We start from the raw sequence: 13,654 nt of genomic DNA on the forward strand, positions 1-13,654 counted from the left end.
GTATGGATGGTTTAGTCAGAAAGATGAACAGTCTAAAGCCTATCGAAAATCTTTTTCCTAAAAAACCCGATGCAGATGCAAGTGAAGTAGTTTATATTGCTCCTACTTCTGAAATAGGGAGAAAATACGAAATCGCTGTTCAAGCTATAGCAGCTTCAGTTGATACGGATTTAAAAAGAGAGTTAGCAATAAAGACTCAAGGAAAGGAAAAGCTAAAAGCATTAATTGTAGAAGAAGTTTTTGAGAAATATACAGCTAAAAATGCAGATGCACTTGATGGTAATATAAATCAATTAGCTCAAGCTATAAAAGAAGGAACCGATATTGAGTTCATAGGTCCTAAAAGAGAAGTAGCAAGCGGTATAGATCAGGAAACAAGAAATCTATGTGTTAGAATAAATCAAGATGCGGGATTAATGCAGCAACACGAATAATCCTAGGTTAGCTGCAATTATAGAAGCAGCAGCCGTAAATGAAGAAGAAGTTGCTAAAAGACTTCCAGAGTCAGCAGCAGCACAAGCAGTAGCAAATGGAGACGTAAGTTATGGGGGAGTAGTTGTAGTAGCCCCTGCTGCTCCTCCTGTAGCTCCGGCTCCGGTGGTTATTAATATGGAAGATATAGAGGTAGTTCCGCCTCCGATGGAAGAAGCTCCGCATACTAATACAGAAATTATGATTATTCGACGTATAGAGAGGATTGTTCCTGTAGATGGCAATATTGAAGACTTTGATGATGATGAAGATTTTGAAGATGATGATAATATAATACAGGAGCAAACAAACGTAGAAGTATCTAGTAGCACTGCAGTAATTGTAAATAAATTAGAATCTAAGGATTCTGAAGATAGCTTTGAAAACTTGAAACAAGAGAAAGCAAAAAAAGAAGAGGAGGCAAAAGTAGCTGCTTCTATAAAGGAGGCAGAAGAAGCAAGAATTGCTGAAGCTGTAAGAGTTGAAGCTGCTGAAGTTGCAGAAATGCAAAATGCAGTAAAACAAGACGAAGAAATGATTGGAGCAATATATAATCCGATTCATGATATCACTCAAATGAGCCGTATATTATATCGCATAGAATGTTCTCTAGTGCTGCGGGTGGAAGATGAAAGAGTGTTAGATAAGGGGGCTTGGATCGCAGGTACTTACGGTGTTAATACGCAAAAAGGTTTAGGCGGTTATAAAGGTCATGTTTCAGGTGGTACTATAGGTTTTAATATTGGCTCTGATAACTACAAAGATTTAGTCGGTATTGCTTATACTAAACTAGATTCAAAATTTAAATCTAGTGGTAGCAGGTCAAATACTAATATCGATAGCCATATCATAACTTTATACGGACAAAAAGAATTACCGAAAAACTTTATGATCCAAGCTATGTTTGCTTATAATCATAATATAGTAAAGAGTAAAATCAACCGTTTAGGTACTATTGCAACCGGTAAATATAAGAATAATAATTATAACTTTGAAACCTTATTAAGTTATAATCATCTTATGAATGGTGGTATTACTCTTAACTCCAAATCTTGGTATAAGATACGGCCACTCTAAAGACGGTACATACCAAGAAAGCGATGTAGGTGTCCAGATTTAAGTATTGCTTCTAAAAAGTAGCATTTATGGAGCGGTATTTTAGGCACTAAGGTAGCTTTAGCCCCACAAAAAATAGCTGGAGGCTTAAGCATTACGCCTGCACTTCAAGCTTCTGTGGAAAATTACTTTAACAATAAGAGTAAAAAACTTAATACTAAAGTAAAATGGAAAGATATAATGAAACTGTTGCATTACCAAAGCAACCTAAAGTCGGTTATAATATTGGTGCTAGCGTTTTAACTGAAAAAGGTAATGTAAGCGTATTACTTGAATATAATTGTCATTTACAAAAGAAATATCAAAGCCATCAAAGTTTTGTGAAGTTGAAAGTGAAGTTGTAATAAATTAAGATGTCATTCCCGCAAGGTATTGTTGTGTTGATCAATTCCATTGCTGTCATCCCGCGACTTGATCGCGGGATCCAGTCCTTTTTTAATTTTTTTCTAGATACCGTGGACAAGCCACGGTATGACATCGAGTGTGTTTTTCGATCTACGCAACAATGCATTCCCAAGAGTCGTAAATAATACTTATTACTCGTTTCTTACTACCAAAACTGATATATCTGAATGACGGACGATTTTAGAAGCATTAGGTCCAAGCATATAATCTTTTAATTGTAGTCTGACTGCAGAGATTATTATTAAATCGGCTTTAATTTCATTAGAGTGCTTAATTATTTCATCATAAACGGCACCGCTACCTATATAATAATCTGTTTCAATTTCATCGGGAATATATTGTTTGATAAGCTCTTTAATTTGAGCTTTATACTTTTCTTTTTTCTCCGTTCTCCAATTTTTAGGTAAATAATCTTCAAACATTTTCGTACCGAATTCAGGAATTACGTACACAAAATGTAATTTTGCTTGAAAGTTCGTCGCAAGCATTAAAGCCTTAGAAAGAATACCTTTTATAGATTTTTTATCATTTAAATCTATAGGTATAAGTATATTTTTAAATATAGTATTTTCAGACATAAGATATTGTTAGTTTTTGTTTCTTACTGAATCATGTTTTGGTAGAACAAAATTTTTAGTATCGGCGAAATAGTTAATGTCGAGGTTATTTAATAAGTAATTAGAAAGTTTAAAATTTGCTACGTTTCTATGAAAAGCTCCGATAAATTTATCTAAAATATCACGATTCGCCTCATCTCTAGTTACTAGGATTGCCGATACTTTTACGGTAGTTTGATCATCGGTAATCCCTGGATATAAGCCTTTGTGAAGTATAGCTTTATGAAAAGTTCTATTTTGTTTTATTAATTCTGCTATTTTATCATTTTCAATTGAAACGAAATCAACTTCACACTTATTAGCTATTAAATTTACTAAGTGGTTAGAGTGTCCAACCATCATTATTATAGCATCTATTTCCTTATTACAGAATTTATCAATAGAATCTTCATAATTAATGTGTAGCTCTTCAGGTTCCTTAGAAAATTTATATAAAGAACGTACGGCATCATAAGTAATATTACTACTGGAAAATGCCGGACCGTTAGTTATTTTTTTCCCGTCAATATCAACAAAAACTTTTATTTTATCCTCATCTTTTACAATAACCGTAAAAAACTCATCATGTAGATTAAGCACCTGACGTAAATTTTGCATTTTTTCTTGATCGTGATAATAACCTATGCCCTCATATGCTTCTACTGCAATATTAGCTTGCACTAAGGCTAAATCAATTTTGCCTTGCTGTAATAATTTTAAATTTTCTATACTGCCGTTTGTTGTAACAACTTCACATTTAATATGTTCATTATTTTTATCATCATTTGTAATAGTCTTGCATAAATCAAGTCCAATAGCATAATATCCTTTTAAAATAGAGCCGGTACCGATTTTAATGACTTTTGGAGCAGCATAAATATTACTGCAAATAAGAAATATACTAATAATGGTAGTTAGTTTAAAATTGTTCATAAAACTAATTTGGATTATTTTCGGTGTTTTGGTCTTCTTTATGTTCACCAAGTTTTAGTTCTAATAAATTAATAGAACCGATATTTATTCCTTTGTCTGAAAACTCAATATCAAACTTAGCTTTTTCTATATTATTGTAAGCCGAATTTACATCATTTTGATCTATATTTAATTGCTCGTCGGAAGCTTTATTAATTGCTTTAGCAATAATTGTTTTAATTATTTTCTTAGAAAAAATAATATTATTCGGTAATAATTTATCAACTATGGAATTATAATTTTCCAGCTCAAAATATAGTTTTCCTTCCGGTAATTTATTGGCAAAGAATTGTAAAGCACCGTTTAAATTAACTTTAGAATCATTATCACAAGTAAAAATAAATCTTTCTATATTAAAATTTTGTAAAATAGCTGAATCTTCTCCGTCTTCAGCAAATTTTAAAGAAGCAGCAATATCTAAATTAGCATTTTTAAAATTCAAAATATCTTTTTCTGAATAATAATTCATATTTAAAAATAAGGATATATTTTCCTCACTTGCTAAATTCTGTTTTCTTATAAGAAATGCTAAATCATTAATTTTAAAGATTTCTTGATTATCTTTAAATATCAATAATGCTTTATTATTTAACTGAATTGATTTTAATATTTCTTTTAAATTATCATCTTTTGATGTTTTATATAAAGGTTTATTAAATTTTCCTATACCCTTTATGTCATCATCGCTGCGTACATCATGGGTAAATGTTTTGTCGCCGTAATTATCGACTTCTCTAATAAAAGGACCGAAATTAAGAGCGGCTCTTTTAGTACTAAAAGCTATATTTAGGACAATATTTTCGCTAGTAAATTCTTTAGAATTTACATGATCAATTAATTTTACTTTAGGATCCGTTACGGTAATTTTCCAATTAAAAGGATAGCCTGAAAACTTAACCGCATTATAAGATATTTTAAAATTATCGGATTCAGAATTCTTAATTAAACTTACAACGTTATTTTTTATAGTATATGCAGTTGCAAACCATATTATAGTAAAGGCTAAAAACACAAAAAGAAGTATTTTACGTATCACTTTTTTAATCCATTATAATTTTATATTACGAGTAGCAGAAGGAAGGCGTACTTTTATGCCGTCTAATTCTTCGGTTAAAATAATTTGACATCCCAATCTAGAAGTATCGGTAAGACCGAAGGCTAAGTCAAGCATATCTTCCTCTGCTTCCGTAGGTTTTTTTAATTTGTTGTAAAATTCTTCTTCTAAAATAACGTGACAAGTAGCACAAGCAAGTGATCCTTCACAAGCTCCCTCAAGGTCTAGATCGTTACTATGGGCAATTTCTAAAATAGAAAGCCCTATCGGTGCTTCTACTGTTTTTTCTTCTCCATCATTTATAATAAATGTTACTTTTATTTTTCCTGACATTCTTCTTATTTTTCCTTATCTAAATTAGTTCGATTATATATAACTGAGGCTATTTAATTTGATTGATATTTTTGCCTTTTAGCAAATCATTAATTATTATATTAAACTTTGTATTCATAGATTTTTTTATTTTGGATTTAAACTCTTTAATAGAATTATTAATTAAGATCCTATCTCTAGCGTGTGAGGCTTCTTTTATATTATCTAATAAAGAATTAATTATAGATATCTCACTTTCCGATAATAAAGCTGTTAATTCCGTTATAGCACGTTCTATGCTAAAGATTAAAGCCTCTGCTTCAATTACTGCTTCTTGTAATAATCTTGTAGTATAATCTATTTTAGCATTTTTATAAGCGTTTTCTAACATAATATCAATCTCAGTTTTATCAATACCGTGATTTGGCTTTACTTCTATAGTATGTGATGTATTGCTGATTTTCTCATAAGCAGAAACGGATAATATACAGTCTGCGTCAATAGCAAAAGTAACTTCGGCTCTAATATTCCCTGCTTTCATAGGAGGTAATCCTTTTAACTCAAATCGAGCCAAGCTACGGCAATCTACAGCCATTTCACGTTCACCTTGCAATATATGAAATTGTATACCGGTTTGATTATCGGCATAAGTCGTAAATTCTTTTACTACCGAAATAGGAATCGGAGTATTACGCATGATGATTTTTTCAACTATACCGCCATATAATTCCATGCCCAGCGATAAAGGTACTACATCAATCAATGATGAATTTGTATGGGGTGCTATTAAATTTTCTGCTTGTAATGCAGCCCCCCATACAACTGCTTTATCAGGATCGATATCTGATAGAATATCTACTTTAAATGCTTTATATAATTCGTCTTTTATTAAAGGAATGCGGGTTGCACCTCCTACTAAAATAACTCCGTCTATATTTGGATTTCCTGCTTGCTCTAAACACTCTTGAGCTATATTGATAGTACGTTCTACTAAAGGTAAAATTAATTGTTCTAATGTTTGCTTATTAATTGATATATTATCATTATTAAAACTATCTTTATATGTTAAAGTTTCTTTTGCTTTTTTTGCAAGTTGTAAAGTATCTATAGAATTAGGTAAATCAAATTTATTACAAAAATATTGTGTAATTACTACATCTATATCGTCGCCACCAAGCATATTATTGCCGTTTGTTGCTATAACTTGAAAAATACCTTCTTGTATATTAAGAATAGATACATCAAAAGTGCCGCCGCCTAGGTCATATACTAAATAACAGCCTTTTTGATTTTTGTTTAAGCCGTAAGCATAGGCAGCTGCCGTCGGTTCTGCAATTAGCCTTAATACTTCAAAGCCTGCTATTTTAGCTGCAAGCATTACTTCGCCTCTTGCTGCATCGTTAAAATGTGCAGGTACTGTTATTACTGCTTTAATTATATTAGTCTTTAATTGTTCTTCTGCTTGATTTTTTAGGTAAATAAAAACTTCTGCTGCAATTTCAGAAATCCGTATTCTTCTATTGGCAAAATTTAGCTTAAGCTCACTACTATTTATATCTAGATAATCTTTAACTAACGAAAAAAGTGCCGGAGTGTTTAAAATTTCTTTTAATGTTTTACCAAATAGTCTTTTAATAGAACGCAGTCCTTTATTATTACCTATTATAAAATCTTCGTTTGTAAAATCTATAGTAGTTGGGATTAATTCTTTGTCATCTATAGATTTAATAACTTTAACTTGTCTATTGCTAGAGATAGCTATTAATGAGTTAGTAGTACCAAAATCGATACCGACTGCTATTTGCCGTTCTTGCTTAAAATCAGCTTGCTCTGGTTCCCTAATTTCTATTATTTGCATGATTTTATTTTTTCTTGCAGTTTATGCAGCAATGTCCCAATATATTTAAGTTTGCTAGTTTTTATAGTTGCGTCTGATAGATTTTGTTCTTCAAAAGCTTGTTTTAAAGAATCAATCTCAAGCTTTTTCATTAATTCATATTTGTCTTTTATTTTTTCTAAATCACTAAATAAGATAGTATTTTCAATTACTTCCATTTCATCCCAGAATATGCTTAATTCTAGCTGCGAAAGTAAATTGCGTGTTTTTTCGTCATTCAAATTTATATTTTGCAAAAGCAGCATATATTCAGCACGCTTTAAGGCATCTTTAAGAGTAGAATAAGCGTTATTTAATTCAGCCGCAGTAATTAGATTTTGTTCCTTTTCCTGCAAAGTTTTTGCTTTATCGGGATGATATTTTATCTGCATAGCAAAATATTGCTTTTCTAATATCTTTAAATCAATATTATACTCTTGCGGAAGCCCTAGTAATTGAAAATAATTTTGCACTTTTACTTTTTTGTAATTATATTATTCACTGTCATACCGTGGCCCCTCCACGGTATCCAGTCTTTTTTAATTTTTTTCTAGATACCGTGGACAAGCCACGGTATGACAACGAACGCGTTTTTCGATCCATGCGGGAACGACATCGCCCCATACAACGACGCCAATTTTTCAAATTAAACGAGTATACATTAAAAATTAAAAAAATACAATTATGGAAGTAGATCTATTACATTTTGAAAAAAAATATCATAACTATATTGTAGCAGGTATAGATGAAGCAGGTAGAGGACCGCTCGCAGGTCCGGTAGTAGCAAGTGCCGTTATAATAGATAACGCCAATATTATAACGGGTATTAAAGATTCTAAAAAGCTTTCTAAAAAGAAAAGAGAATTATTATATGAGCAAATAACTAGTAACTATGTTTGGTCAACCGCTATTATTTCTCATACCGAAATTGATGAAATTAATATATTAGAAGCAACTAAAAAAGCTTGTTCTATTGCTGCGGCAAATCTTACAACTAAGCCGGAGATAGTTTTAGTTGACGGTAATATGCAGTTTAATGATGAAAGATTTGTTAGTATAGTTAACGGTGATAATTTATCGTTATCGATTGCAGCGGCTTCCATTATTGCAAAAGTTACTAGAGATCGTTTGATGCTAGACTTAAGTGCTGAATTTCCACAATATTTATGGCACAAAAATTCCGGCTACGGTACCAAAGAACATATTGAAGCTATTAATACGCACGGCCTATCGCCGTATCATAGAAGGAGTTTTAGGTGTTGTTAATAGGTGGTTGTTACATGGATCGGTTTCACCACTGTCACCCCGTGGCTTGTCCACGGGGTCTAAAATACTAATAATATTAGTATTTTTAGTTGTTTTTCTGGATACCATGGACAAGCCACGGTATGACACATTAGGAATAACTCAACTCAAGTGCCGCCTCTTCTAGAGTTTTTAGTTGATCACGAAGTTTTGCTGCTTGTTCAAATTCAAGATTATTTGCAGCTTTAAGCATGTCTTTCTTTAATTTGTCAATATGGGCTTTTAGCTTAGCAGGGTTATCAAATAAAGTATGAGTTTGTTTTTTATCAAGCTTACTATCGATTTTCTCAAGTTCTGCTAAAGCGTGAATAGCACGGTTGATGGTTTTTGGAATTATGCCGTGTTTTTCATTATATTCCTGCTGAATTTGCCTTCTACGCAACGTTTCACTAACGGCTTTATCGATAGATTTAGTCATTTTATCGGCATAAAGTATAACTCTACCCTCGCTATTTCTTGCAGCTCTTCCTATTGTTTGTATTAACGATACTTCCGACCGCAAAAATCCCTCTTTGTCTGCATCAAGTATAGCAACTAAGCCGCATTCAGGGATGTCAAGCCCCTCTCTTAATAGATTAATACCGACTAAAATATCTATAGTACCTTGTCTTAAATCCCGTAAAATCTCGATACGCTCTAGAGTATGAACGTTAGAATGTAAATAAGAAGTTTTATATTTTAGCTCCTGCAAATAGGCGGTTAAATCTTCAGCCATTTTTTTTGTTAATGTGGTGACTAAGACACGAAAACCTTTAGAGATAGTGGTTTGAATTTCGCTAATTAAATCCTCAACTTGGTTAGTAGCGGGTTTGATAATACATTCAGGATCAAGCAGTCCCGTAGGTCTGATAATCAGTTCTACTACAGTACCGTCGGTTTCTTCTAACTCAAATGGTCCCGGAGTTGCGGATACAAAAACAGTTTGCGGTCTAAATTTTTCCCATTCTTCAAATTTTAAAGGTCTGTTATCAAGTGCAGACGGCAGACGAAACCCATGCTCTACCAATACTTCTTTCCTTGCTCGATCGCCGTTATACATCGCTCTAATTTGCGGTACAGATACGTGGCTTTCATCAACAAATAATAACGCATCTTCCGGTAAGTACTCGAATAAGGTAGGCGGCGGCTCACCGGCGTTACGCCCTGTGAAAAAGCGAGAGTAGTTTTCAACGCCTTTACAGCTGCTTGTTTCCGTTAACATCTCAAGATCATATTGAGTACGTTGGTTTAGCCTTTGCGTTTCAAGTGGTTTATCTTGCGACTTTAAGAACTCTAAGCGTTTTTGTAACTCCTCCTCAATGCCTGATATGGCACTATTTACCGTTTCTTGAGGCATCACGAAATGTGAATTACCAAAGACCGTAGCTTTATTGAGCTTAGCAAGTTTTTCGCCTGTTAGGGGATCAAATTCGTGTATATATTCAAGTTCATTACCGAAAAACGATAAACGCCAAGCTTTATCGCTGTAATGTGAGGGAAAAATATCGATATTATCCCCTTTAACTCGAAAACAGCCACGCTCAAACCCAATATCGTTACGCTCATATTGTAGATTTATCAAATCATTTAGTAGCTTATAACGAGGGTAGCTTTGACCTGGTTCTAGATTAACCGTCATTTGATAATACAAATCAGGAGAGCCAAGCCCGTAAATACAAGAAACGGAAGAAACTACTATAACGTCACGACGCTCTAATAACGATCTTGTAGCGGAATGACGCATTAAATCAATTTGCTCGTTAATTGATGAATCCTTTTCTATAAAAGTATCGGTGCGTGCTATATATGCTTCCGGCTGGTAATAATCATAATACGATACAAAATACTCAACGGCATTCTTCGGAAAAATCGACTTCATTTCTGAATAAATTTGGGCAGCTAAAGTTTTATTATGAGCCATAATAAGAGTAGGACGATTAGTTCTCTCTATAATATTCGCCATGGTAAAAGTTTTCCCTGATCCCGTAATACCAAGCAACATTTGTGAGCGTTTTTTACTATTTAACCCTGCTATAATTTCATCTATTGCTTTTGGTTGATCGCCTGCCGGTTTATATTCTGAGATAATAGAAAAATTATTCATGCATTTTTACTTGCTTTAAAAACTATAGTTTAAGATAATATATTAAAATCTAACAAAAAAATATAACATTATGAATAAAGCTATATTACACACAATTATTATTTATACTCTTGCTAGTTGTCCTTATTGTATAAAAGCTAAAGCATTGCTTGATAAGAAAAATGTTGCTTATGAGGAAATTGAAGTAAGTAATTTTACTCAGGAAGAGAAAGAAAAATTTATTAAGAAATCCGGTGGAAAAAAGACCGTCCCGCAGATATTTATAGATAATATGCATGTTGGCGGTTGTGATGCTCTGTTTGATCTTGAAAAAGAGGGAAGGCTAGATAAGTTGTTAGAAAATCAGCCAAAGAAGACTTCACCCGCTGCTGGGGCATAATTAATAAAAATGTCATTGCGAGCGAATATAGACAATGCCATATGTCATTCCCGCGAAAGCGGGAATCCAGAAAAAATAAATAATAAAAATGTATTATATTATGTTCTGATCGAAATGGTACTTATTGGTATTACTAATAATATACTATGTCGTACTTATGAACATAAGTAAAAAATAATCAAGGGTTTTACGACAAAATATAATGTTATAAAGCTTGTTTATACAGAAGAATTTGCTGATATTAAAGAAGCTATTGCTAGAGAAAAAGCTTTAAAGAAATGGTCGTACTTGGAAAATAAAATTAATAGAAAAACTTAATCTTAATTGGGAAGATTTAGGCAAGTGTATTTCTGGATTCCCGCCTACGCGGGAATGACATCGAGTTACACCTACAGTTTTCTTGGATAACAAAGCCATACAAATTCACAAAAACTCCAAAAATGTCCAAAAACAACAATCACAAAAATTCATTCTATCTACTTCTGCCGTATTTATGGTCGAAGGATTTTGATATACGCCTGCGTATTGTTACATCTCTTATTTGTCTAGTTATAGCTAAAGTAATAAATATTTTCGTTCCGATTGTTTATAAATATATAATAGACGGATTAAATAAAAATTTTGCTCTTTCGGTTATTATCGGGATTATTGTTGCATATGGCGGTACTAAAATATTGGTACAAATATTTAGTGAGCTGCGAAATATTATTTTCTCAAAAGTAGGGCATCAAGCGACTCGCTTAGTTGCTCTAAATGTCTTTAAGCACATGCATAATTTAAGTATGCGTTTTCATATTACTAGAAAAACATGGGGCTTAAGTAGGTCAATAGAGCGTGGTACTAAAGGTATTGAAGCGGTGCTGCGGTATTCATTATTTAATATTTTCCCGACAAGCGTAGAAATTATAATAGTAAGCGGGATGTTATGGTATGTGTATGGTATTTGGTTTGCCGTAACTATTTTAATAACAATGATAGTTTATGTTGGTTATACTTTCCTAATCAGTACTTGGCGTATTTCTTTTGCAAGAGAAATGAACCAAAGCGATAACACCGCCAATAATAGGGCAATCGATAGTTTACTGAATTTTGAAACCGTTAAATATTTCGGTAATGAAGAATATGAAGCGATAAAGTTTAATGAGGCTTTACAAACTTATGAAAAATCAGCCACTAAAACTACTAACAGCCTATCGATTTTAAATATCGGGCAGGATGTTATAATATCCTTAGGGCTTGTTTCTTTGATGATACTTTCGGCAAATGCTATTAATCAGAATAAAATGACCGTCGGCGATTTAATAATGGTTAATACTTACTCGTTTCAGCTATCAATTCCGCTTTCAATACTTGGCTTTGCCTATAGAGAAATTAAAAACGCTCTAGTTATTATGGAAGATATGTTTAATCTTTTAGATATACCGGCAGAAGTAGAGGATACCGTGAACGCTAAGGAGCTAATTATCTCAAAAGGCGAGGTTAGTTTCGATAATGTTAGCTTTGCTTATAATCAGGAACGTCCGATTTTGCATAATATAAGCTTTACGATCAAGAGCGGTAAAACACTCGCAGTAGTAGGTAGCAGCGGAGTGGGGAAATCGACGATATCACGCTTGCTGTTTAGGTTTTACGATATTAATAGCGGCAATATTACTATAGATAATCAAGATATACGAGAAGTCACACAACAATCGCTTCGTAAGTCTATCGGGATTGTTCCGCAAGATACGGTACTGTTTAACGATACGATATATTACAACATAGCATATGGTAATAATGCAGCTAGTTACGATGAAGTTATAGCAGCCTCAAAAAATGCTCATATTCATGAGTTTATTAGCACGCTGCCCAAAGGGTATGAAACGCAGGTAGGGGAGAGAGGCTTGAAGCTTTCAGGCGGCGAAAAACAGCGTATTGCAATCGCAAGAACCATATTAAAAAATCCGGCAATATATGTTTTTGATGAAGCAACAAGTTCGCTTGATACTAAAACCGAAAAGCTAATTCAGGCAAGCCTTAAAGAGATCTCGGCACGCCATACTACCCTTATCATTGCCCATAGACTATCAACTATTATCGATGTAGACGAGATTATCGTTTTGGATAACGGCTATATAGTTGAGCGAGGCAACCATAAGAGCTTACTACAACATAAAGGCTATTACGCCGAACTTTGGTATAAACAGCAGGAAGAGAAAAGTAAATAAAATACGGCATTGCAAAATAAAAGTTGATGTCGTCATGAGCTAAGCGACTAAAGACCTTGTTGTGTAGACCGGTAAAATCCACTGTGTCACCCCGTGGCTTGACCACGGGGTCCATAAAAACAATTAAAAATACTAATAAATAATTTTAGTATTTTTAATTGGATCCCGCGATCGAGTCGCGGGATGAACAATTAGGAAACCGGTCCACGCAACAATGCCTTGCGAGGAGCCGTAGGCGACGTGGCAATCCAGAAAATAATTAAAAAAATTCTGTAAATCAGAATTTTTAACTGGATTGTTTTGTCAATTGCTATGCAAATTCCTTGTAATGACGAAAAAACCGATCCATGCAGGAATGACATGGATAGCTAATTGACATTTTTAAAAAATTAAGTAAAACCTCCTGCAAGAATAGCGGTAACGTTATTCTGGGGTTTCAAAGCCTCTCTCCTAAGCGGTATTATCAGCCGTATAAATGGTATAATCCTCGACTTCATTGCGGTCGGGGAGATATAGCTATGTACAGAGCTTAAAGCATTGCTTTAAGTTTAAAGGCTATTGTAGTTGTCTTAGGCGGTTCTTTGAACTCCCCGACCACCAGGGGTTTATTTCTCTTCGGTGGTTGAAGCTTGAGCAATTTAAGTTTAATCAATCGGGAGCAACTACATGTTCAATAAAAATAATAAATTATTATCTAAAATATTACCGATTTCTAAGAAAAATAAAGATTTAGAAAAACTAAGATCTAAGTTTAAACAAAGGCTAGAAGAACAAGTAACGGTAGATGAGATAAAAAGAATAGAGCAGTGTTCATTATATTTAGAAAGTATAAAATAATAGACAATAGAAGTTTGTTAACCGTCAAATTATAAATACAA

15 protein-coding genes and 1 pseudogene are annotated in these 13,654 nt (G+C 33.3%); 9 read left to right on the plus strand and 7 right to left on the minus strand.

The window, feature by feature from the left end:
* Positions 1 to 2: 2 nt before the first annotated feature.
* The 4 genes from MB29_RS12960 to MB29_RS11745 all read left to right on the plus strand — a co-directional run bounded on the left by MB29_RS12960 (position 3) and on the right by MB29_RS11745 (position 2,117).
* A complete protein-coding gene (locus tag MB29_RS12960) occupies positions 3 to 434 on the plus strand; it encodes a hypothetical protein (protein WP_233418970.1) in 432 nt (143 codons plus the stop codon).
* 175 nt (positions 435 to 609) lie between these two features.
* Complete coding sequence (locus MB29_RS12965; protein ID WP_233418971.1) at positions 610 to 1,548, plus strand: autotransporter outer membrane beta-barrel domain-containing protein; 939 nt, start codon at positions 610 to 612, stop codon at positions 1,546 to 1,548.
* 206 nt (positions 1,549 to 1,754) lie between these two features.
* Positions 1,755 to 1,931, plus strand: a complete 177-nt coding sequence (locus MB29_RS11740; RefSeq protein ID WP_032139409.1) for a hypothetical protein — start codon at positions 1,755 to 1,757, stop codon at positions 1,929 to 1,931.
* Positions 1,932 to 1,967: 36 nt separating this feature from the next.
* Positions 1,968 to 2,117, plus strand: a complete 150-nt coding sequence (locus MB29_RS11745; RefSeq protein WP_233418972.1) for a palindromic element RPE4 domain-containing protein — start codon at positions 1,968 to 1,970, stop codon at positions 2,115 to 2,117.
* A 6-nt stretch (positions 2,118 to 2,123) separates the two neighbouring features.
* Here the strand turns inward: MB29_RS11745 and MB29_RS05635 are convergent, their stop codons facing one another.
* The 6 genes from MB29_RS05635 to hscB are packed head-to-tail and all read right to left on the minus strand — an operon-like array spanning position 2,124 to position 7,275.
* On the minus strand, positions 2,124 to 2,570 hold the full coding sequence (locus MB29_RS05635; RefSeq protein ID WP_032139410.1) for a universal stress protein: 447 nt from the start codon (positions 2,568 to 2,570) through the stop codon (positions 2,124 to 2,126).
* Between the two features lie 9 nt (positions 2,571 to 2,579).
* Positions 2,580 to 3,521 carry a TAXI family TRAP transporter solute-binding subunit gene (locus MB29_RS05640; protein ID WP_032139411.1) on the minus strand — a complete coding sequence of 314 codons (942 nt, stop codon included), beginning with the start codon at positions 3,519 to 3,521 and terminating at the stop codon, positions 2,580 to 2,582.
* Positions 3,522 to 3,525: 4 nt separating this feature from the next.
* Complete coding sequence (locus MB29_RS05645) at positions 3,526 to 4,596, minus strand: RP198 family tick cell line-upregulated protein (RefSeq protein WP_032139412.1); 1,071 nt, start codon at positions 4,594 to 4,596, stop codon at positions 3,526 to 3,528.
* A gap of 12 nt (positions 4,597 to 4,608) precedes the next feature.
* Positions 4,609 to 4,947, minus strand: coding sequence for a ferredoxin family 2Fe-2S iron-sulfur cluster binding protein (locus MB29_RS05650; protein WP_010423662.1), 339 nt, complete (start codon positions 4,945 to 4,947; stop codon positions 4,609 to 4,611).
* Between the two features lie 49 nt (positions 4,948 to 4,996).
* Positions 4,997 to 6,784, minus strand: a complete 1,788-nt coding sequence (gene hscA, locus MB29_RS05655; RefSeq protein WP_032139413.1) for a Fe-S protein assembly chaperone HscA — start codon at positions 6,782 to 6,784, stop codon at positions 4,997 to 4,999.
* Positions 6,775 to 7,275: a Fe-S protein assembly co-chaperone HscB gene (gene hscB / locus MB29_RS05660; RefSeq protein WP_032139414.1), complete on the minus strand. Its 501-nt coding sequence runs from the start codon at positions 7,273 to 7,275 to the stop codon at positions 6,775 to 6,777. Before hscB ends, hscA begins: the two co-directional genes overlap by 10 nt.
* A gap of 211 nt (positions 7,276 to 7,486) precedes the next feature.
* On the opposite strand from hscB, the gene MB29_RS05665 reads away from it, so the two are divergent.
* Positions 7,487 to 8,068: a ribonuclease HII gene (locus tag MB29_RS05665; RefSeq protein WP_032139415.1), complete on the plus strand. Its 582-nt coding sequence runs from the start codon at positions 7,487 to 7,489 to the stop codon at positions 8,066 to 8,068.
* 130 nt (positions 8,069 to 8,198) lie between these two features.
* Here MB29_RS05665 and uvrB read toward each other — a convergent pair whose 3' ends face one another.
* Positions 8,199 to 10,190, minus strand: a complete 1,992-nt coding sequence (uvrB, locus tag MB29_RS05670; protein WP_032139416.1) for an excinuclease ABC subunit UvrB — start codon at positions 10,188 to 10,190, stop codon at positions 8,199 to 8,201.
* A gap of 70 nt (positions 10,191 to 10,260) precedes the next feature.
* On the opposite strand from uvrB, the gene grxC reads away from it, so the two are divergent.
* From grxC to MB29_RS11755, 4 genes and pseudogenes are all read left to right on the plus strand, one after another.
* Complete coding sequence (grxC, locus tag MB29_RS05675) at positions 10,261 to 10,569, plus strand: glutaredoxin 3 (protein ID WP_032139417.1); 309 nt, start codon at positions 10,261 to 10,263, stop codon at positions 10,567 to 10,569.
* A gap of 92 nt (positions 10,570 to 10,661) precedes the next feature.
* Positions 10,662 to 10,945 (plus strand): annotated as a pseudogene (locus MB29_RS13805) (GIY-YIG nuclease family protein).
* 64 nt (positions 10,946 to 11,009) lie between these two features.
* On the plus strand, positions 11,010 to 12,776 hold the full coding sequence (locus MB29_RS05680) for an ABCB family ABC transporter ATP-binding protein/permease (protein WP_032139418.1): 1,767 nt from the start codon (positions 11,010 to 11,012) through the stop codon (positions 12,774 to 12,776).
* Positions 12,777 to 13,442: 666 nt separating this feature from the next.
* Complete coding sequence (locus MB29_RS11755) at positions 13,443 to 13,613, plus strand: hypothetical protein (protein WP_215426260.1); 171 nt, start codon at positions 13,443 to 13,445, stop codon at positions 13,611 to 13,613.
* Positions 13,614 to 13,654: the final 41 nt, after the last annotated feature.

The sequence above is a fragment of the Rickettsia tamurae genome (assembly GCF_000751075.1).
Classification (GTDB): Bacteria; Pseudomonadota; Alphaproteobacteria; order Rickettsiales; family Rickettsiaceae; genus Rickettsia; species Rickettsia tamurae.